Origin of the sequence: Sphingomonas sp. ASV193, assembly GCF_040203355.1 — a bacterium.
Taxonomy (GTDB): Bacteria; Pseudomonadota; Alphaproteobacteria; order Sphingomonadales; family Sphingomonadaceae; genus Sphingomicrobium.
Genome location: NZ_JBEHBW010000005.1, coordinates 49,296 through 66,115 on the forward strand (window position 1 = coordinate 49,296; position 16,820 = coordinate 66,115).

At 70.4% G+C, this 16,820-nt stretch carries 19 protein-coding genes and 1 pseudogene; 14 read left to right on the forward strand and 6 right to left on the reverse strand.

Annotation, left to right across the window (positions count from 1 at the left end; genetic code table 11):
- Nucleotides 1-12: 12 nt before the first annotated feature.
- Genes puhA through hemA form a run of 7 tightly spaced genes read left to right on the forward strand, consistent with a single transcriptional unit; the run spans nucleotide 13 to nucleotide 5,237 of the window.
- Nucleotides 13-780: a photosynthetic reaction center subunit H gene (gene puhA / locus ABDK56_RS10340; protein ID WP_349808193.1), complete on the forward strand. Its 768-nt coding sequence runs from the start codon at nucleotides 13-15 to the stop codon at nucleotides 778-780.
- A complete protein-coding gene (puhB, locus tag ABDK56_RS10345) occupies nucleotides 777-1,406 on the forward strand; it encodes a photosynthetic complex putative assembly protein PuhB (protein WP_349808194.1) in 630 nt (209 codons plus the stop codon). The genes puhA and puhB overlap by 4 nt, the downstream gene beginning before the upstream one ends.
- Nucleotides 1,403-1,885 (forward strand): photosynthetic complex assembly protein PuhC, encoded by a 483-nt coding sequence (gene puhC, locus ABDK56_RS10350; RefSeq protein ID WP_349808195.1) that lies wholly within the window; start codon nucleotides 1,403-1,405, stop codon nucleotides 1,883-1,885. The genes puhB and puhC overlap by 4 nt, the downstream gene beginning before the upstream one ends.
- On the forward strand, nucleotides 1,885-2,172 hold the full coding sequence (locus ABDK56_RS10355; RefSeq protein ID WP_349808196.1) for an O2-dependent cyclase accessory protein: 288 nt from the start codon (nucleotides 1,885-1,887) through the stop codon (nucleotides 2,170-2,172). Before puhC ends, ABDK56_RS10355 begins: the two co-directional genes overlap by 1 nt.
- Nucleotides 2,169-3,233: a magnesium-protoporphyrin IX monomethyl ester (oxidative) cyclase gene (gene acsF / locus ABDK56_RS10360; RefSeq protein ID WP_349808197.1), complete on the forward strand. Its 1,065-nt coding sequence runs from the start codon at nucleotides 2,169-2,171 to the stop codon at nucleotides 3,231-3,233. Before ABDK56_RS10355 ends, acsF begins: the two co-directional genes overlap by 4 nt.
- On the forward strand, nucleotides 3,227-4,015 hold the full coding sequence (puhE, locus tag ABDK56_RS10365; protein ID WP_349808198.1) for a putative photosynthetic complex assembly protein PuhE: 789 nt from the start codon (nucleotides 3,227-3,229) through the stop codon (nucleotides 4,013-4,015). Before acsF ends, puhE begins: the two co-directional genes overlap by 7 nt.
- Before the next feature lies 1 nt (nucleotide 4,016).
- The gene (hemA, locus tag ABDK56_RS10370; RefSeq protein ID WP_349808199.1) at nucleotides 4,017-5,237 is read left to right on the forward strand and encodes a 5-aminolevulinate synthase; all 1,221 of its coding nucleotides are present in this window, start codon (nucleotides 4,017-4,019) and stop codon (nucleotides 5,235-5,237) included.
- Between the two features lie 84 nt (nucleotides 5,238-5,321).
- Here the strand turns inward: hemA and ABDK56_RS10375 are convergent, their stop codons facing one another.
- Nucleotides 5,322-5,870 (reverse strand): c-type cytochrome, encoded by a 549-nt coding sequence (locus tag ABDK56_RS10375; RefSeq protein WP_349808200.1) that lies wholly within the window; start codon nucleotides 5,868-5,870, stop codon nucleotides 5,322-5,324.
- Between the two features lie 171 nt (nucleotides 5,871-6,041).
- Here ABDK56_RS10375 and ABDK56_RS10380 point away from each other — a divergent pair, with 171 nt between their 5' ends.
- Genes ABDK56_RS10380 through bchO form a run of 4 tightly spaced genes read left to right on the forward strand, consistent with a single transcriptional unit; the run spans nucleotide 6,042 to nucleotide 10,768 of the window.
- Nucleotides 6,042-7,313 carry a DUF3422 family protein gene (locus ABDK56_RS10380; protein ID WP_349808201.1) on the forward strand — a complete coding sequence of 424 codons (1,272 nt, stop codon included), beginning with the start codon at nucleotides 6,042-6,044 and terminating at the stop codon, nucleotides 7,311-7,313.
- 46 nt (nucleotides 7,314-7,359) lie between these two features.
- Nucleotides 7,360-8,361 carry a magnesium chelatase ATPase subunit I gene (bchI, locus tag ABDK56_RS10385; protein WP_349808202.1) on the forward strand — a complete coding sequence of 334 codons (1,002 nt, stop codon included), beginning with the start codon at nucleotides 7,360-7,362 and terminating at the stop codon, nucleotides 8,359-8,361.
- Complete coding sequence (locus tag ABDK56_RS10390; protein ID WP_349808203.1) at nucleotides 8,358-9,899, forward strand: VWA domain-containing protein; 1,542 nt, start codon at nucleotides 8,358-8,360, stop codon at nucleotides 9,897-9,899. Before bchI ends, ABDK56_RS10390 begins: the two co-directional genes overlap by 4 nt.
- 2 nt (nucleotides 9,900-9,901) lie before the next feature.
- Complete coding sequence (gene bchO, locus ABDK56_RS10395; RefSeq protein WP_349808204.1) at nucleotides 9,902-10,768, forward strand: alpha/beta fold hydrolase BchO; 867 nt, start codon at nucleotides 9,902-9,904, stop codon at nucleotides 10,766-10,768.
- Here bchO and ABDK56_RS10400 read toward each other — a convergent pair.
- Nucleotides 10,765-11,112 (reverse strand): DUF2141 domain-containing protein, encoded by a 348-nt coding sequence (locus ABDK56_RS10400; RefSeq protein ID WP_349808205.1) that lies wholly within the window; start codon nucleotides 11,110-11,112, stop codon nucleotides 10,765-10,767. The genes bchO and ABDK56_RS10400 overlap by 4 nt on opposite strands.
- Complete coding sequence (locus ABDK56_RS10405; RefSeq protein WP_349808206.1) at nucleotides 11,093-11,893, reverse strand: sterol desaturase family protein; 801 nt, start codon at nucleotides 11,891-11,893, stop codon at nucleotides 11,093-11,095. Before ABDK56_RS10405 ends, ABDK56_RS10400 begins: the two co-directional genes overlap by 20 nt.
- A gap of 47 nt (nucleotides 11,894-11,940) precedes the next feature.
- Here ABDK56_RS10405 and crtY point away from each other — a divergent pair, with 47 nt between their 5' ends.
- The 3 genes and pseudogenes from crtY to ABDK56_RS10420 form a co-directional block, all read left to right on the forward strand.
- Nucleotides 11,941-13,083, forward strand: a complete 1,143-nt coding sequence (crtY, locus tag ABDK56_RS10410) for a lycopene beta-cyclase CrtY (protein ID WP_349808207.1) — start codon at nucleotides 11,941-11,943, stop codon at nucleotides 13,081-13,083.
- Nucleotides 13,080-14,540: a phytoene desaturase gene (locus ABDK56_RS10415; RefSeq protein WP_349808208.1), complete on the forward strand. Its 1,461-nt coding sequence runs from the start codon at nucleotides 13,080-13,082 to the stop codon at nucleotides 14,538-14,540. The genes crtY and ABDK56_RS10415 overlap by 4 nt, the downstream gene beginning before the upstream one ends.
- Nucleotides 14,537-15,349, forward strand: a pseudogene (locus tag ABDK56_RS10420) (phytoene/squalene synthase family protein); the annotation flags it as partial. The gene ABDK56_RS10415 and the pseudogene ABDK56_RS10420, both read left to right, overlap by 4 nt.
- 79 nt (nucleotides 15,350-15,428) lie before the next feature.
- On the opposite strand, the gene ABDK56_RS10425 reads toward ABDK56_RS10420, so the two are convergent.
- The 3 genes from ABDK56_RS10425 to ABDK56_RS10435 are packed head-to-tail and all read right to left on the reverse strand — an operon-like array spanning nucleotide 15,429 to nucleotide 16,772.
- Nucleotides 15,429-15,914 (reverse strand): sterol desaturase family protein, encoded by a 486-nt coding sequence (locus ABDK56_RS10425; protein ID WP_349808347.1) that lies wholly within the window; start codon nucleotides 15,912-15,914, stop codon nucleotides 15,429-15,431.
- Nucleotides 15,915-15,966: 52 nt separating this feature from the next.
- Nucleotides 15,967-16,263, reverse strand: coding sequence for a hypothetical protein (locus tag ABDK56_RS10430; protein WP_349808209.1), 297 nt, complete (start codon nucleotides 16,261-16,263; stop codon nucleotides 15,967-15,969).
- Entirely contained in the window at nucleotides 16,260-16,772 is a 513-nt protein-coding gene (locus ABDK56_RS10435) for a DNA-deoxyinosine glycosylase (protein WP_349808210.1), read from the reverse strand. The genes ABDK56_RS10430 and ABDK56_RS10435 overlap by 4 nt, the downstream gene beginning before the upstream one ends.
- Nucleotides 16,773-16,820: the final 48 nt, after the last annotated feature.

Here is a 16,820-nt window from a genome sequence, read left to right on the forward strand (position 1 = left end):
AAGGACAGCATCATGATGCACAATGGCTATGTAGTCGGATCGATCGACCTGGCGGCGCTTGCCGTCTACGCGTTCACCTTGTTCTTCGTCTGCCTCCTGTTCTGGCTTCGGCGCGAGGATCGGCGCGAGGGCTACCCGCTCGAGGACGAGCTGACCGGCCGGCCCGAGAGCGTCGGCGGCCCGCTCTACGCCGCCGAGACCAAATATTACGTCCTGCCGTTCGACAAGGGCGTGGTCAGCCTGCCCAACGACAAGCGCGAGCCGGTCGACATCGCCGCCGAGCGGCGCGAGAATTTCGGCGGCGCCCCCTATTCGCCGGTCGGCAACCCGCTGTTCGCCGGGGTCGGCCCGGGCGCCTTCGCCCAACGCGCCAAGTGGCCCGACTATGACGCACACGGCGCGCCGCGGATCGTCCCGATCGGCAGCGCCGACGGGATCACCGTCGCTCCCAAGAGCGTCGATCCGCGCGGGCTGCCGATGTATGGCGCCGACAACGAGCAGGCAGGCGTGATTACCGACCTGTGGGTCGACCGCGCCGAGCACCTCCTCCGCTATCTCGAGGTCGAAACCCCGTCGGGCCGGATCCTCGCGCCGATGGCGATGGCGATGGTCAGCCGCGACAAGGTCCGCATCGACGCGATCAACGCCAAGGATTTCGGCGGCGCCCCCCGTCCCGCCTCGCCGGGGGTGATCACCCGCGACGAGGAGGAGCGGATCGTCGCCTATTTCGGCACCGGCTACCTCTACGCCAACGATAAGCGGCAGGAGCCGTGGCTGTGACCGAATATGACCATGAGCCGATCCGCGGGCTTCCCGGCGACCTGCCCGAAGGCGAGCATATCGTGTGGCAGGGTGCGCCCGACGCGCGCGCCTTCGCCCGCGACGCGCTCCACGCGCGCCTGGTCGCGGCCTATTTCGCGGTGCTGCTGCTCGTCTCGCTCGCCGAGGGAAGCCTGGTCGGCGCGGGGATGACGGTCGCGGCGGCGGCGCTGGTCGCCGGGCTGATCGCGCTGTTTTCGGCGATGGTCGCGCGTACCACCGTCTATACGCTGACCAACCGCCGGATCGTGCTTCGCATCGGCATCGCGCTCAACAGTTGCATCAACGTGCCGCTCGCCGCGATCGGCGCGGCCGACCTGCGCGCGCGTGCCGACGGGCACGGCGACCTGTCGCTGACGCTGACCGGCCCGCGCCGGATCGGCTATGCGATGCTGTGGCCGCACGCGCGCCCGTGGCGGATTGCCGACCCCCAGCCGATGCTCCGTGCCCTGCCCGACGCGGCGAAAGTCGCCGCGCTGGTCGCGCGCACCTCGGCCGAGGTCCGGCCGATCGAGCGCCCGATCCCCGCCGCCCCGGCCGCGCAAGTCGACATCGCTCCCCGCCCGCTGCGCGAGGTGGCGGCATGAGCCACGCCCACGACCATGCCAACACCGTCCCGCGCCCGGCGCTGGCGATGGCCTTCGCGCTGGTCCTGACCTCGCTCGCGATCGCCGCGACCACCTCGTTCGGGCTTGCGCCGCACGAGGCGGTGCCGTCGGTCGAGCGCGCGCGCGCCGACGTCGCCCCCGCCGAGGTGCGGCAGCTCCGGTTCGAGGATCGCGCCGACGGCGCGGTGGTAGTCAGCGACGCGGCGCTCGGCGCGCCGATCGCCACGCTGGTCGGCGAAGGCGACGGCGGCGGCTTCGTCCGCGGCGTGCTCCGCGGGCTGGCGCGCGACCGGCACATGCGCGGCATCGGCGCCGCCCCGCCGTTCGCGCTGACCCGGTGGAGCGACGGCGAGTTGACGCTTCGCGACACCGCCACCGGGCGGACGATCGAGCTCGGTTCGTTCGGCGCCGACAACCGCGCCGCCTTCGCGCGCTTCCTGCCGGGCGGGGCGGCCTGATGGCGCGCCGCTTCGACATCGGCTGCCGGATCGCGGTCGAGCAGAGCGAGGAGCATTTCCACGCGCATGTCGAGCTCGACGGCGACGTGCCGATCTACCCGGGCGACGAGGTCCGCATCCACGGCGCCCCGGTCCGCGTCGAGTTCGGGCGGAGCGCGATCTATGAGCGGGTCGCCACCGTCACCCGCGCCGGGCCGATCCGCCGCGCCTGGACCCGCGCGGTTGCCTATTTCGACCTTCGCGAACTCTACGAAGTCAGCTTCAGCTCCGGAAGGCTATCCCGATGAACGCCCATACCGCGATCCCGTCAAAGCCCGACACCTTCGCCATGGCGGCGGAGGACACCGTGCTGAGCCCACGCTTCTACACCACCGATTTCGCCAAGCTCGATTCGACCGACGTATCGGCCGTTCGCGGCGAATGGGACGCGCTGATTGCCGAGATGGCGAGCGATCCGAACAGGAACCACTTCCGCCGCGACGAGAGCTTCGACGGGGTGATCGAGGCGCTCGAGCCCGAGCTTCGCGCCGAGTTCATCGATTTCTTGGTGAGCTCGCTGACCGCCGAATTCTCGGGCTGCATCCTCTATGCCGAGATCGCCAAGCGGGCCAAGAACCCCGACGTCAAGCAGCTGTTCAAGCTGCTCGCGCGCGACGAGAGCCGGCACGCGGGATTCATCAACGACACGCTGAAGGACGCGGGGATCGGGATCGACCTCGGCTTCCTCACGCGGACCAAGAAATACACCTTTTTCAAGCCCAAGTTCATCTTCTACGCGACCTATCTGAGCGAGAAGATCGGCTATGCCCGCTACATCACCATCTATCGCCACCTGAGCGCGCATCCCGAGCGGCAGTTCCACCCGATTTTCCGCTGGTTCGAGCAATGGTGCAACGACGAGTTCCGCCACGGCGAGGCGTTCGCGATGCTGATGCGCGCCGACCCCAAGCTGCTCAGCGGGCTAAACAGGCTTTGGGTGCGCTTCTTCCTGCTGTCGGTCTATGCGACGATGTTCGTTCGCGACCATGGGCGCCCGGTCTTCTACCGCGCGCTCGGGGTCGATCCGACCGACTACGACTATCGCGTCTTTTCGATCTGCTCGCAGATCTGCCGCCAGGTCTTCCCGGTCGAACTCGACACCGACGATCCCGCCTTCCGCGCGCGGATGACGAAGCTGCTTGGCGGCGCGCGGCGGATCGAGGCGGGCAAGGCGCGCGGCGGGCTGGTCGGCGTGTTCCAGCGCGCTGGCGGGCTGGCCACCGTCGCGGTCCAGTTCGCGGGCCTCTTCTTCCACCGCGCGAACCGCAACGAGCTTCCCGCCACGGTCAGGCTCCAGCCCGCATGGTAAGCTGGAGCGGCCATGTCCTGCCGGTGCTGGTGACGATCGCCATCTGGTTCGTCGCGACCGGGCTGGTGGCGTGGATCGACCACCGCGACCGCGAGACCTTCCCGCGCAGCCTCGCGCTCGCCGGCGCGGCGGGGATCGCGGGGCTGGTGGTGATCTTCGTGTCGATGCGGGTCGCTTCGATTCCCGCCGTCTATGCCGCGTTCGGCGGGGCGCTGATGGTCTGGTCGTGGCTCGAGGTCGCCTTCCTCACCGGCGCGGTGGCGGGAAGCCGGCGCGAGCCGCTCGACCCGTTGGCGCGCGGCTGGCGGCGCTTTTCGCAGGCAGTGGCGGCGATGATCCACCACGAGCTCGCGCTCGCGCTCACCGCGCTGATGCTGATCTCGCTGAGCTGGACCGCGCCTAACCAGGTCGCTGCGATGACCTTCGCGCTGCTGTGGGCGATGCGGCTGTCGACCAAGCTCAACATCTATCGCGGCGTGCCCAACATGAGCGCCGAGATGCTCCCCCCGCAACTTGCTTATCTCAAAAGCTATTTCGGGCCGCGCCGGATGAGCGGGTGGCTCGCCGGGTCGATCCTCGCCGCGATCGCGATCGCCGCGTGGCTCGCCGAGGCGGCGATGTCGGCCGCGCCGGGAAGCGCCGGGGCGGTCGGCGCGAGCCTGCTGTTCGCGCTCGCCGCGCTCGGCGCGCTCGAGCACCTGTTTCTCGCCCTCCCCGTGCGCGACGGCGCACTGTGGGGCTGGGCGCTGCCGTCACGAACGATCATCCGAGGGGAAGGCTGACATGGACTTCGACGCGTTTTTCAAGACCGAGCTCGACGCCGTCCGCGACGAAGGCCGCTACCGCGTGTTCACCGAGATCGAGCGCCATCGCGGCAGCTTCCCCGCCGCTACCCGCTACGTCGACGATGAGACCCGCCCGGTCACCGTCTGGTGTTCGAACGACTATCTCGGCATGGGCCAGCACCCGGCGGTGATCGCGGCGATGCACGATGTGCTCGACAGCTGCGGTGCCGGGGCCGGCGGCACCCGCAACATCAGCGGCACCAACCACCACCACGTCCTGCTTGAGCGCGAGCTCGCCGACCTTCACGGCAAGGAGGCGGCGCTGCTGTTCACCAGCGGCTATGTGTCGAACTGGGCGGGGCTCGGGACGCTTGGCGCGAAGATCCCCGGCTGCGTGATCTTTTCCGACGCGCTCAACCATGCCTCGATGATCGAGGGGGTCCGCCACTCGCGCGCGCCGTACAAGATCTGGGCGCACAACGACCCCGAGGACCTCGACCGCAAGCTGTCCGATTATGGCCCCGAGGTGCCCAAGCTGGTCGCGTTCGAGAGCGTCTATTCGATGGACGGCGACATCGCCCCGATCGCCGAGATCCTCGACGTGTGCGAGAAGCACGGGGCGATGAGCTACATCGACGAGGTCCACGCGGTCGGCCTTTACGGCCCGCGCGGCGGCGGGGTCGCCGAGCGCGAGGGGCTGATGGACCGGATCACGGTGATCGAGGGCACGCTAGGCAAGGCGTTCGGGGTGATGGGCGGCTATATCGCCGCGTCGGCCGACCTGTGCGATTTCGTCCGCACCTTCGCCAGCGGGTTCATCTTCACCACCGCGCTACCCCCCGCGCTGGCGGCGGGCGCGGCGGCGAGCATCCGCCACTTGAAGGAAAGCGAGGCCGAACGCGAGGCGCAGCGCGAGCGGGTCGCCACCGTGCGCCGCAAGCTCGACGCGATCGGCATCCCGCACCTCCACAACCCCAGCCACATCATCCCGGTGATGGTCGGCGACGCGCACAAGGCGAAGCGGATCAGCGACTGGCTGATGGACAACCACGGCATCTACGTGCAGCCGATCAACTACCCGACCGTCCCGCGTGGCACCGAGCGGCTGCGGATCACCCCCTCGCCGGTGCATGACGACGGCGATGTCGAACGGCTGATCGACGCGCTCAGCGACATCTGGTCGCAGTGCGAACTGGCACGCGGGGCGCAGGCTGCCTGAGCGACGGTCGACGCGCCTTCGCGGCGCACAAAAAAGGGGCGCGGACCGATCGGCCCGCGCCCCCTATTCCTCTCGGATTGGCGCTTACTTGAGCGTTTCGAGATAGGCGATGACGTCGGCGCGATCCTGCGCCTGCGGCAGGCCCGCGAAAGTCATCTTGGTACCCGGCACCACGCGCTGCGGCGCCTGGAGATACTGGAACACCTTGTCGGGCGTCCAGGTGATGCCGCTGGTCTTGTTGGCGTCGCTGTACTGGAAGCCGGCCTCGGTGCCCGCCTTGCGACCGATCACGCCGTGGAGCGACGGGCCGATCATGTTCTTGCCGGCATCGCCCGAGTGGCAGGCCTGGCACTGGGTGAAGATGACCTTGCCGTGGACCGCATCGCCCTTGAAGCTGGCGAGCTTCGTCCCGTCGGTGGTGGTGGTGTCGTCGGCGGCGACCTTGGCTGCGGTCGCCGGCGCACCCGCCGCGGCGGTGTTGGTCATCGCGTTCGCGTCGGTCGTGCCGGCCGCGTTGGCGGTCGCGGAGGTGTCGGTCGATGCGGATTGATCGGCACTCTTGTCTCCGCCGCCGCACGCGGCGAGCAGCGCGGTCATCCCCGCCAATCCTACCAATGTCTTGGTGCTGAGCATGCTCTCTCCCTTTCCCTGTCCACGACAGTCCCTGCGGGACTCGTAACGGCCCCAACTCCTAGCGCAGGAATTCGTGCCGCCAAGACAGAAAATTTCGTATTTTGCTGCAGCTGTCCCGGCGCCGGATTCGGCGCTATCTTGGCCGTGCCGAAACGGTCGAAAGGCGGGCGGATGCGCGAGCATGATCTGAGGGCGCGGGCGGTCAGCGAAATGCACCTTCGCCGCTGGCCGACGCTGACCGTTCCCAGCCTCGTCGTGCAGTGGGTTTTGCTGGTCGCCCCCGCCGAGCGCGAGTCCGAACTTCGCGCGGTCGACGCGAAGGCGCGGCAGCAGGATCCCGCGCTCGCCTCGCACCGCGAAGGCTCGCTCGGTCCCGGGCTTCACTTCACTTGGGAAAAGCAGAGCGAGGGGAGCAGCGTCACCCTGTTCTGCGAGGGCGCCGGCGCGGCCGACTTCCTCGATCCCCATTCGCGCCCCGATTTGTCGGACGCGCTGAAATGGGCGCAGTCGCTTCCCGGCGACGTGATCCGCAGCGTGCGCATCTGGCTGGTCGCCGACGATGCCGAGGCCGAACAGGTGCTGCCGCGAATCTACCTACACGACGACGAGCTGGTGTCCTCGCGGCTCGCCGGGCCGATCCGCATGTGGTCCGACTTCCGGCTGAAGGAGGACGGGTTCGGGCGGCTGGTGGTCGCCGCCAACGGGGCCGACCCGCGCGACCTGACGCGGCAGGTGCAGCGACTGCAGGAGCTCGGCAATTATCGCAACCGCGCGCTGCTCGGGCTGCCGCTGGCGCAGCAATATTGGCCGCAGCTCGACGCCGCCGAGGCGCGGCTGCGCGAGCTCGCCGACCGGGTATCGAAGCCCGACGAGCGCGACGACGCCTTGCTCAATTCGCTGAGCGAGCTGTCGCTCGAGCTGGCGACCATCTCGGCGGCGATCGATTTCCGGATGGACGCGACCCGCGCCTATGCCCAGCTGGTCGAGGAACGGCTTCATCAGCTCAAGGGCGAGCCGGTCGACGGCTTCGCCTCGCTCGCCGATTTCACCCAGCGCCGCTTCCGCCCCGCGATCGCGACCTGCATCGCGACGGTCAACCGGCTCGAACGGCTCGCGGTCCGGGCCGAGCAACTGTCGTCGCTGCTCAGGGTGCGGATCGAGACGCGGATCGAAAACCAGAATGCGCAGCAATTGCGCTCGATGGAGCGCAGCGCCTCGATGCAGCTCCGGCTCCAGCAGCTGGTGGAAGGGCTGTCGGTGGTGGCGCTCAGCTACTACCTTGTCGGCCTCTTGTCCTACCTGCTCCACGGCGTTCCCGAGGACCGGCTTCCGGCGCGGCCCGAGGCGATCCTCGCGCTCGCGGTGATCCCGCTGGTCGCGGTCATCGCACTCGTCATGCTGGCGATGAAGAAGCGGCTGCTTCGCGAGCATCGCGACGACTGACTTTCCGCTTGTCGGGGGACGCCGCCTCGGCCAGTCTCGCCGCCGCATGGTGCGCTTTCCCTTTTCCGCGATCGTCGGCCAGGACGAGATGAAGCTGGCGTTGCTGATCGCGGCGGTCGACCGCGCGATCGGCGGGGTGATGGTGTTCGGCGATCGCGGCACCGGCAAGTCGACCGCGGCGCGCGCGCTCGCCGCGCTGCTCCCGCCGATCGCGGTAGTCGAAGGCTGCCGCTTCGGCTGCGCGCCTGGCGAGGAGGGCAGCTGCCCCGACCCCTGTCATTCGACCAAGAGCCGCAAGCAGCCGGTGCCGTTCGTCGACCTGCCGCTCGGCGCGACCGAGGACCGGGTGCTCGGCGCGCTCGACCTCGAACGCGCGCTGCGGCTCGGCGAAAAGGCCTATGAGCCGGGGCTGCTGGCGAAGGCGCACCGCGGCTTCCTCTACGTCGACGAGATCAACCTGCTCGAGGACCATCTCGTCGACCTGCTGCTCGACGTCGCCGCCAGCCGCGAGAATGTCGTCGAGCGCGAGGGCCTGTCGGTGCGCCACCGCGCGAGCTTCGTGCTGATCGGCAGCGGCAATCCCGAGGAAGGCGAGCTTCGCCCCCAGCTGCTCGACCGGTTCGGCCTGTCGGTCGAGGTGCGCACCCCCGACGACATCGACCAGCGGGTGGCGATCATGGAACGCTGCGCCGCCTTCGAGCAGGACCCGGCGGCGTTCGCCGAGCGGTGGGCGGCGGACGATCGCAAGGTGCTCAACCAGATCGCGCGCGGGCAAAAAGCGATCGCCACGCTCGAGGTGCCGCGCGCGGTGCTCGAGGATGCGGCGCGGCTGTCGTCGGCGGTCGGCGCGGACGGACTTCGCGGCGAGCTGACGCTGATGCGCGCGGCGCGGGCGCTGGCGGCGCTCAAGGGCGCGAAGGCGGTTGCGCGCAAGCACCTGCTCGCGGTCGCGCCGATGGCGCTTCGCCACCGGCTCCGCCGCGATGTGCTCGACGAGACCGGCTCGACCGCGCGGATCGAGCGGGCGAGCGAAGAGCTGTTCGGGTGAACCCCGACGCGCGGCTGGCGATGCGACTGCTCGCCGGCACGCCGGGCCTCGGCGGCGCGGTGCTTCGCGGCGCGGGGCGCGACGAATGGCTGGCGGAACTGCGCGCGCTGCTTCCGCCCGACGCGCCGTGGCGACGGCTGCCGCCGCATATCGACCAGGAACGGCTGACCGGCGGGATCGACCTTGCCGCCAGCCTGTCGAGCGGGCGCCCGGTTCGCGAAACCGGGCTGCTTGAGCAGGCCGAGGGCGGCGTCATCGTCGTGCCGATGGCCGAGCGGCTCGACTCCGCGCTGGCCGGGCAGCTCGCGCAGCGGCTCGACGCGCCGGGCGCGCCGCTGCTGATCCTGCTCGACGACGGCACTGGCGAGGAGGAGGCAGTGGCGTCGGCGCTGCTCGACCGGCTCGCCTTCCATCTCGACCTCGACGCCGACGAACAGCCGCACCACGAAACCTCGCCGACCGACGAGCCGTTCACGGCGATCGCCGCGCTGGCCGCCGCGTTCGGGATCGATTCGGTGCGCGCGCTCAATTTCGCGGCGCGGGTCGCCCGAGCGGGCGATCTCGCGGCCGCGGCGCGGCTGGTGCTCGCCCCGCGCGCGATCCGGCTGCCCGAGCCCGCACCCCCGCCGCCGCCCGAGCCCGGTTCCGCCGAGGGCGAGCGCGACGCCGACGAATCGAACGGGTCCGACGAGGCGGGCGAGCGATTGGTCGCCGCGACCGCCGCCGCCATCCCGCCGCGCCTCCTCGCCCAGCTGTCGGGCGGCACGCTTCGCCGCGCGCGCGGCAGCGGCGCGGGGGCCAAGGCGCGTTCAGCGACTCGCGGGCGGCCGAAGGGATCGCGCCCGGGGCTGCCGCGCGGCGGGGCGCGGCTCGCGCTGGTCGACACGATCCGCGCCGCCGCGCCGTGGCAGCGGCTGCGCGGGGCGACCTCGTCATCTCTGCGAATCCGCAAGGACGATCTTCGAATCCGCCGCTTCGACCAGCGCGCGGCTCAGCTCACCATCTTCTGCGTCGACGCCTCTGGCTCGACCGCGGTGGCGCGGCTCGCCGACGCCAAGGGCGCGGTCGAACGATTGCTGGCGCAGGCCTACGTCACCCGCAGCGAGGTGGCGCTTATCGCCTTTCGCGGGACCGGGGCCGAGCTGCTGCTGCCCCCGACCCGCTCGCTCACCCGCGCGCGGCGGCTGCTCGGCGCGCTACCGGGCGGTGGCGGATCGCCGCTCGCGGCGGGAATCGCGCTGACCCGCCAGCTCGCCGAGGGCGCACGGGCGCAGGGCAAGTCGCCGCTGGCGGTGTTCCTGACCGACGGCGGCGCGAACATCGCGATCGACGGGTCGGCGGGCCGCGTGCGCGCCCGCGACGATGCCGAAGGCGCGGCGAAGGCGCTCGCCCGGTCGGGGGTCGGAGCGCTGCTTATCGACATCGCCCCGCGTCCTCGCGCCGAGGCCGAGCGGCTGGCGAGCCAGATGGCGGCGCGTTACCTGCCGCTGCCCGGCGCAGATGCCGCGGCGATCGAGCGCGCGGTGGCGGCCGCCTGACGATGGCGGGCGCGCTTCGCTGGGACGTCGAGGGGCGCGACTGGCCGCTCCGCGAGGCGAGCCGCTTCGTCGCGACGCCGGGGCTTCGCTGGCACGTGCAGGCGATGGGCAAGGGTCCCGCCATCCTGCTGGTCCACGGCACCGGGGCCTCGGCGCATAGCTGGCGGGGCGTGATTCCGCGGCTGGCGCGGCGCTTCACCGTCATCGCCCCCGACCTGCCAGGCCATGGCTTCACCAGGGGACGACCTCGCCGCGGGCTGACGCTTCCGGGCATGGCCGAGGCGATCGGCGACCTGCTAAAGGAACTGGCGGTCGAGCCGGCGCTGGTGGCCGGCCATTCGGCGGGGGCGGCGATCGCGCTCGAGCTGGCCGCGGATGGGCGGCTCGCGGAGCCGATCGTCGGGCTCAACCCGGCGGTGACGCCCTTCGCCGGGCTCGCCGCGCGGATGTTTCCGACGATGGCGAAGCTGCTGTTCCTCAACCCCGTCGCCCCCGCGCTGTTCGCGGCGCGGGCGCGGGCCCCGGGGGAGACCGAGCGTTTCCTGGCGCGCGCGACCGGCTCGACGATCGATCGGGCCGGGCTGCGCTGTTACGAGACGCTGTTCGGCAATGCGGGCCATTGCGCGGGGACGCTCGAGATGATGGCCAACTGGGACCTCGGCGCGCTCGACCGCCGCCTGCCCGGCATCGCCAACCCGGCGCTGTTCGTCCATGCCGCGGGCGACACCGCGATCGGTCGCGACTCGGTCGCCGCCGCGGTGTCGCGCCTACCGTCGGCGAGCCTCGTCGACTGGCCCGGGCTCGGCCATCTCGCGCACGAGGAAGACCCCGAGGCCGCCGCCCGGATGATCGCCGAGGCGCTCGGCTAGATCAAATATTTGACCATGATCCGCTGCTGCGCGCCGTCGGCGGCGACGCCGAAGCGAACCTGGTCGTAACTCGGCGGGCCGAAGCGGATCGGCGGGTTGCGCGAGAAGCCGAAGCCTTCCTTCGGGATCCCCATCCACGTGTCGAGCTTGCCGTTGCCGTTCTCGTCATGAACCAGCAGCAGGCTCCATTCGCCGGGCGCGAGGGCGATCGTCTCGACCTGCCCGGCGCGACTGGCGGGAAAGCTGCGGCTGATCCGCGCCGGATCGTCGTCGCATTTCATGAACTGCTGGCGCTGGGTCAGGCAGAGGATGATCTGCCCGCGGCTATCGCGCAGCCCCGCCACGTTCACCGACAGCAGCGCCGGCGCCGGGGCCGCCCCGACCAGCGGCAGCGTGGCGAGCGCGAGGCAGAGCGAACGCGCCAAGCCCCTGGTCGGTCGCGCACAGCCGGTCCCAGACGCGGAAGTAGAGGCCGTAGTTGCAGCGATATTTCTGGTGGTGAAGCTCATGATGGCTGGCGGTTATCAGCCACTTTCCCAACGGTCCATGAACGATGGCGCGGGGGAACATCTCCCAGCCCATGTGATTGGTGACCCCCATCACCGTCATCACCGTCAGCACCAGGCCGAGCATCGTGACGTGGATCGGCACGAGGAACACCAGCGCCGGGATTACCACCGCGCCGGTCAGCGCTTCCCACGGGTGGAAGCTCATCGCCGCCCAGGCGGTCGGCGGGCGGCTGTCGTGGTGGACGCTGTGCATCCGCTTGAACCACCACGGCCGGTGCATCAGCCGGTGGGTCCAGTAAAACCACGTATCGTGCGCGAACAGATAGGCGAGCACCGAGACCGGCATCCACCACAGCGGAAAGGCGTGGACGTCCGCATAGATCCGCGTCCAGCCGCGGTTCTGCCAGCCCCACGCGACGACGCCCGCAGGGATGCCGTAGATCGCCGCCGAGGCGAGGCTCCAGCCAATCTCGCGCCGGATCTGCGGCCCCTGCCCCGCCAGCCGGCCGGGCACGCGCCGCTCGGTCAGCCAGGCGAACAGCCCGCTGGTAATCGCGTAGCGGACCGCGACGATCGCGCTCATCGCCAGCGCTGAGAGAAGGACGGCCAGGATCACGCATCCAGTCTAGGCGGGCGCGCCGCGCGCGGCTAGAGCGGGACTCGATGGCCGCCGCCCCTCCCGACCTGATCATCCTCGGCGGCGGGCTGGCCGGGGGGCTGTGCGCGCTGGCGCTGGCGGCGAAACGGCCCGAGGTCCGGGTGCGGATCGTCGAGCCCGGGACGAGCATCGGCGGCAATCATTTGTGGAGCTTCTTCGACAGCGACCTCAACCGCGACGGCCATGCGCTGGTCGATCCGCTGGTCGCGTACCGCTGGCCCGCCTACTCGGTCCGCTTCCCGACCCACCGGCGGCGGATCGTGATGCCTTACCGCACGATCGAGAGCGAACGGCTCGACGCGGCGGTGCGCGGCGCCGAGGTCGAGGTGGTGCGCGGCGCGGCGATCGCGGCGAGCCCCGAGCGCGTGACGCTCGACGATGGCGAGACGCTGAGCGCGGACGCGGTGCTCGACGCGCGCGGGCTGACCGGGCCGGTCGCGGGGATCGAGGGCGGCTGGCAGAAATTCGTCGGCCGGTCGCTGACCGTTCCCGCCGGTCACGGGGTCGCCGAGCCGGTCATCATGGACGCGGCGGTCGACCAGGACGACGGCTATCGCTTCGTCTACCTGCTTCCCTTCTCGCCGACCGAGCTATTCGTCGAGGACACCTATTACCATGACGACCCGGCGCTCGATGTCGCGGGGATCGAGGCGCGGCTCGAGGCCTATGCCGCCGCGCAGGGGTGGCGCGTGAGCGCGCGCGGGCGCACCGAGCAGGGGGTGCTTCCGGTGCTGACCGGGGGCGATTTCGACCGTTTCTGGCCCGCCGAAGACCGGGTCGCGCGCGCCGGGGTGCGCGGCGGCTTCTTCCACCCGCTGACCAGCTATTCGCTGCCCGACGCGGTGCGCTTCGCCGGCTGGCTGGCCAGCGAGGCGCCGCTCGACTCGCGGCTCGGCGCCGCAAGCCGCGCGCGCGCTGCAACGCATTGGCGACAAGGCCGTTTCGACCGGATGCTTACCCGATTGCTGCTTCGCGCGGCGCGCCCAGACCAGCGCTACCGCGTCCTCCAACGCTTCTACCGCCTCCCCGAACCGCTGATCGAGCGGATGTATTCGGGCCGCTCGACCGCGTTCGACAAGTTCCGCACGCTCGCCGGCAAGCCGCCGGTGTCGATCCCGCGCGCGCTCCACGCGATCTTCGCCGCATGAAGGACGCGATTGTCATCGGCGCCGGGTTCGGCGGGCTCGCGCTGGCGATCCGCCTCCAGTCGGCGGGGGTCCAGACCACGCTGGTCGAGGCGCGCGACAAGCCGGGCGGGCGCGCTTACTATTGGGAGCGCGACGGCCATACCTTCGACGCCGGTCCGACCGTGATCACCGACCCCGATTGCCTCAAGCGGCTATGGGGGTTGAGCGGGCAGGACATGGCCAAGGACGTCGAGCTGCTTCCGATCGACCCCTTTTACGCGCTGTCGTGGCCCGACGGGGTGCGGTTCGACTATACCAACGACGAGCCGCGGCTGAACGCCCAGATCGCCGCGCTCAACCCCGACGACGTCGTCGGCTATCGCCGTTTCCTCGCCTATTCCGAAGGCGTCTGGCGCGAAGGCTACAAGAAGCTCGGCACCAAGGCGTTCCTGCATTTCTCCGACATGCTAAAGGCCGCGCCCGCGCTGGCGCGCTACCAGGCCTGGCGATCGGTCTATTCGATCGTCTCAACCTTTGTGCGCGACGAACATTTGCGCGAGGCGCTGAGCTTCCACACGCTGCTGGTCGGGGGCAACCCGATGACCACCAGCTCGATCTACGCGCTGATCCACAAGCTCGAACGCGACGGCGGCGTCTGGTTCGCGCGCGGCGGGACCAACCGGCTGGTCGCGGCGATGGTCGGGCTGTTCGAGCGGCTCGGCGGCGAAGTGCGGCTGGGCGACCCGGTGGCGCGGATCGAGGTCGCTAACGGTCGCGCGACCGCGGTCGAAACCCAATCGGGCTGGCGCGGCGAGGCCGAGGCGGTCGCCTCGAACGCCGACCTCACCGCCACCTACCGTATGCTTGGCGAGGCGGGCGCGAAGCGGCTGAAGGCGCTCAAGCGCAAGCGCTGGTCGCCCTCGCTGTTCGTGCTCCACCTCGGGCTTGAAGGCAATTTCCCCGACATCCCGCACCACATGATCTTGTTCGGGCCGCGCTATCGCGGGCTGCTTAGCGACATCTATTCGAACGGGCGGCTCGCCCCCGACCCGGCGCTCTACCTCCACCATCCGACCGCGACCGACCCGTCGATGGCACCGCCGGGCCATTCGACCTTCTACGCGCTCGCCCCCGTGCCGCACATGGGCAAGGCGCCGGTCGACTGGAAAGCGGAAGGCGAGCGCTATGCCGAGACGATCCTCGACACGCTCGAACAACGGCTGATCCCCGACATCCGCAGCCGCGTGCGCACCCGCTTCCACTACGCCCCCGACGATTTCCAGTCGGACCTCGCCGCGCACCTCGGCAGCGCGTTCAGCCTCGAGCCGGTGCTGTGGCAGTCGGCATGGCTTCGCCAGCACAACCGCGACGACGACATATCCAACCTCTATTTCGTCGGCGCGGGGACCCACCCCGGCGCGGGCATTCCCGGGGTGATCGGGTCGGCGGAGGCCACCGCGGGACTGATGCTTGCATGAGTGGTGAGCGGGACGCGCTGGTCGAGGCGGCGGGCAAGACGATCGCGGAAGGGTCGAAAAGCTTCCGCTTCGCCAGCCAGATCTTCGACCGCGAGACGCGCGAGCGGAGCTGGCTGCTCTACGCCTGGTGCCGCGCGTGCGACGACATTACCGACGGCCAGACGCTGGGGCACGACGCGCGGCCGATCGACGACCCCGCCGCGCGCCTCGCCTTCCTGCGCGAGCGGACCGACGCGGCGCTTGCGGGAAAGCCGAGCGAACTGGTCCCGTTCGAGGCGCTTCGGCTGGTCGCCGCCGAGTGCGCGATTTCCGCCGCCCTGCCCCACCACCACCTCGCCGGCTTCGCGCGCGACGCGGCGGGCTGGTCGCCCGCGAACGAGGAGGATCTGCTCAGCTACTGCTACCAGGTCGCGGGTGCGGTCGGGGTGATGATGGCGATCGTGATGGGGGTAAATCCCGCCGACGACGATACGCTCGACCGCGCGAGCGACCTCGGCATCGCCTTCCAGCTTGCCAACATCGCGCGCGACATCGTCGACGATGCGCGGATCGGGCGCTGCTACCTCCCCGCCGACTGGCTGGCCGAGGCGGGGCTGGCGGGCGCCGACCTGACCGATCCCGCGCATCGCCAGGCGCTGGCCGACCTCACCCGCCGGCTCGCCGATCGCGCCGACCTCTATCGCCGGTCAAGCAAGGTCGGCGCCGCGCGGCTGCCGATCCGCAGCCGCTGGGCGGTGCTGTCGGCGGCCGGCATTTACGGCGAGGTGGCGACCCGCGCGGTCGCGCTCGGCCCGCGGGCGTGGGACCAGCGGATCAGCATCGGCAAGGCGGAGAAGCTGGCTTTGGTGATCGAGGCGCTGGGCGAGGGCTTCCTGCCCGCGCCAAGGGTCAGCCGCGAAGGGCTGTGGACGCGTCCGCCGCTGGACCGCGTGGCCGACGAAGCCGCGCCGCCTCGCTCGCCGCAAGCTCGCGTTTCAGCGCCTCGACCGGGGGCGCCCAGACGAAACCGAAGCTGACGCACCCGTCGCGGCTCTCGACCACATGGTGGAGCCGGTGCGCCTGGACGATCCGTTTCATGTAGGACGAGCGCGGCACATAGCCGGTCTCGAGGCGGCGATGGACGATGACGTCGTGGAAGCCGAAGTAGATTGCGCCATAGCCCGCGATCCCCGCGCCGATCGCGGTGGCCGGCCAGCCCCAGCCTTCCTGCACCCCCATCCAGATCAGTGCGATCGAGGGAAGCGCGAAAATGACGCCGTAGAGGTCGTTCAACTCGAACATCCCGGTGCGCGGCCGGTGGTGGCTTTCGTGGAGGACCCAGCCGAGCCGGCCGTGCATCACCCAGCGATGGACGACGTAGGCGAAGCCTTCCATGAAGGCGACCGTCGCCAGCGCGACCGCGATCCCGTAAACCCACGCCACTGGCTCACTCGCCCTTGCTGTCGCTGAGGAAGTGCATCAGCTGCGCCAGCGTCGCCTCCATCTGGTCCTGCATCTGCCCGATCAGCTCATTTTCGCGCATGTTCTCATGGTCGAGCGGCTTGGAATAGCTGTCCGAAAAGGCGTGGAGGTCGTCGGCGTCGAAAATCCCCTTCGCCACCAGCTTGGCGAGGATCACCAGCAGCCCGTTGGTATTGGCGATATTGCCCGCGACCAGCGCCTCGTCGACCATCGTCAGCTGGCGTTCGTCGTCGTCGCCGTCGGATTCGATGATGTCGCTCATGGCGCCAATGTGGCGTCTCGGGCGGGAAGCGCAAGCGCGCCGAGCGGCGCCCAGCCTTGCGCCTTCCACGCGAACGGGCGGGTGAAGGCGGGGCTCGACGACGGCAGGTCGAGCATGGCGAGCGGCACACCGGCGAGCGCCCGGCGACCGATCCGTGCCGCGGTGCCGCCGTTGAAGCCGACCGCGGCGATCGTGGGATGGGCCGCGATATAGTCGGCCAGCCGATTCGCCCGGACCTCGCGAAGCGCGGCGTCGAGGCTGCCTTCCCGCCGCGCCGCGCCGACCACGTCCCACAGCGCGATCCCGCGATCGGCGAGCCGGGCGAGCCTTGCGTCATAGTCGAGCGCCGCCAGCGGTTCGCCGATCGCGCCGCCGAGCAGGCGCCAGAACTGGTTCTGCGGATGGGCATAATAGCGCTGCGCGGCGAGCGACGCCTCCCCCGGCAGGCTGCCGAGGATCAGCAGCACCGGCTTGGGCGCGCCGACCGGGTCCATCGATCGTTTGATCATCGCCGCGTCTTCGTCTCCCGCCCCCGACAGCAGCCGATGGCGTTTGGG

Coding starts and splice junctions, on each gene's coding strand:
- ABDK56_RS10415 (WP_349808208.1), top strand. CDS start 13,080: ATGAAGGACGCGATTGTCATCGGCGCCGGGTTCGGCGGGCTCGCGCTG.
- ABDK56_RS10435 (WP_349808210.1), bottom strand. CDS start 16,772: ATGATCAAACGATCGATGGACCCGGTCGGCGCGCCCAAGCCGGTGCTG.
- puhA (WP_349808193.1), top strand. CDS start 13: ATGATGCACAATGGCTATGTAGTCGGATCGATCGACCTGGCGGCGCTT.
- ABDK56_RS10425 (WP_349808347.1), bottom strand. CDS start 15,914: ATGGAAGGCTTCGCCTACGTCGTCCATCGCTGGGTGATGCACGGCCGG.
- ABDK56_RS10355 (WP_349808196.1), top strand. CDS start 1,885: ATGGCGCGCCGCTTCGACATCGGCTGCCGGATCGCGGTCGAGCAGAGC.
- ABDK56_RS10380 (WP_349808201.1), top strand. CDS start 6,042: ATGCGCGAGCATGATCTGAGGGCGCGGGCGGTCAGCGAAATGCACCTT.
- hemA (WP_349808199.1), top strand. CDS start 4,017: ATGGACTTCGACGCGTTTTTCAAGACCGAGCTCGACGCCGTCCGCGAC.
- puhE (WP_349808198.1), top strand. CDS start 3,227: ATGGTAAGCTGGAGCGGCCATGTCCTGCCGGTGCTGGTGACGATCGCC.
- crtY (WP_349808207.1), top strand. CDS start 11,941: ATGGCCGCCGCCCCTCCCGACCTGATCATCCTCGGCGGCGGGCTGGCC.
- ABDK56_RS10375 (WP_349808200.1), bottom strand. CDS start 5,870: ATGCTCAGCACCAAGACATTGGTAGGATTGGCGGGGATGACCGCGCTG.
- bchO (WP_349808204.1), top strand. CDS start 9,902: ATGGCGGGCGCGCTTCGCTGGGACGTCGAGGGGCGCGACTGGCCGCTC.
- ABDK56_RS10430 (WP_349808209.1), bottom strand. CDS start 16,263: ATGAGCGACATCATCGAATCCGACGGCGACGACGACGAACGCCAGCTG.
- acsF (WP_349808197.1), top strand. CDS start 2,169: ATGAACGCCCATACCGCGATCCCGTCAAAGCCCGACACCTTCGCCATG.
- puhC (WP_349808195.1), top strand. CDS start 1,403: ATGAGCCACGCCCACGACCATGCCAACACCGTCCCGCGCCCGGCGCTG.
- bchI (WP_349808202.1), top strand. CDS start 7,360: ATGGTGCGCTTTCCCTTTTCCGCGATCGTCGGCCAGGACGAGATGAAG.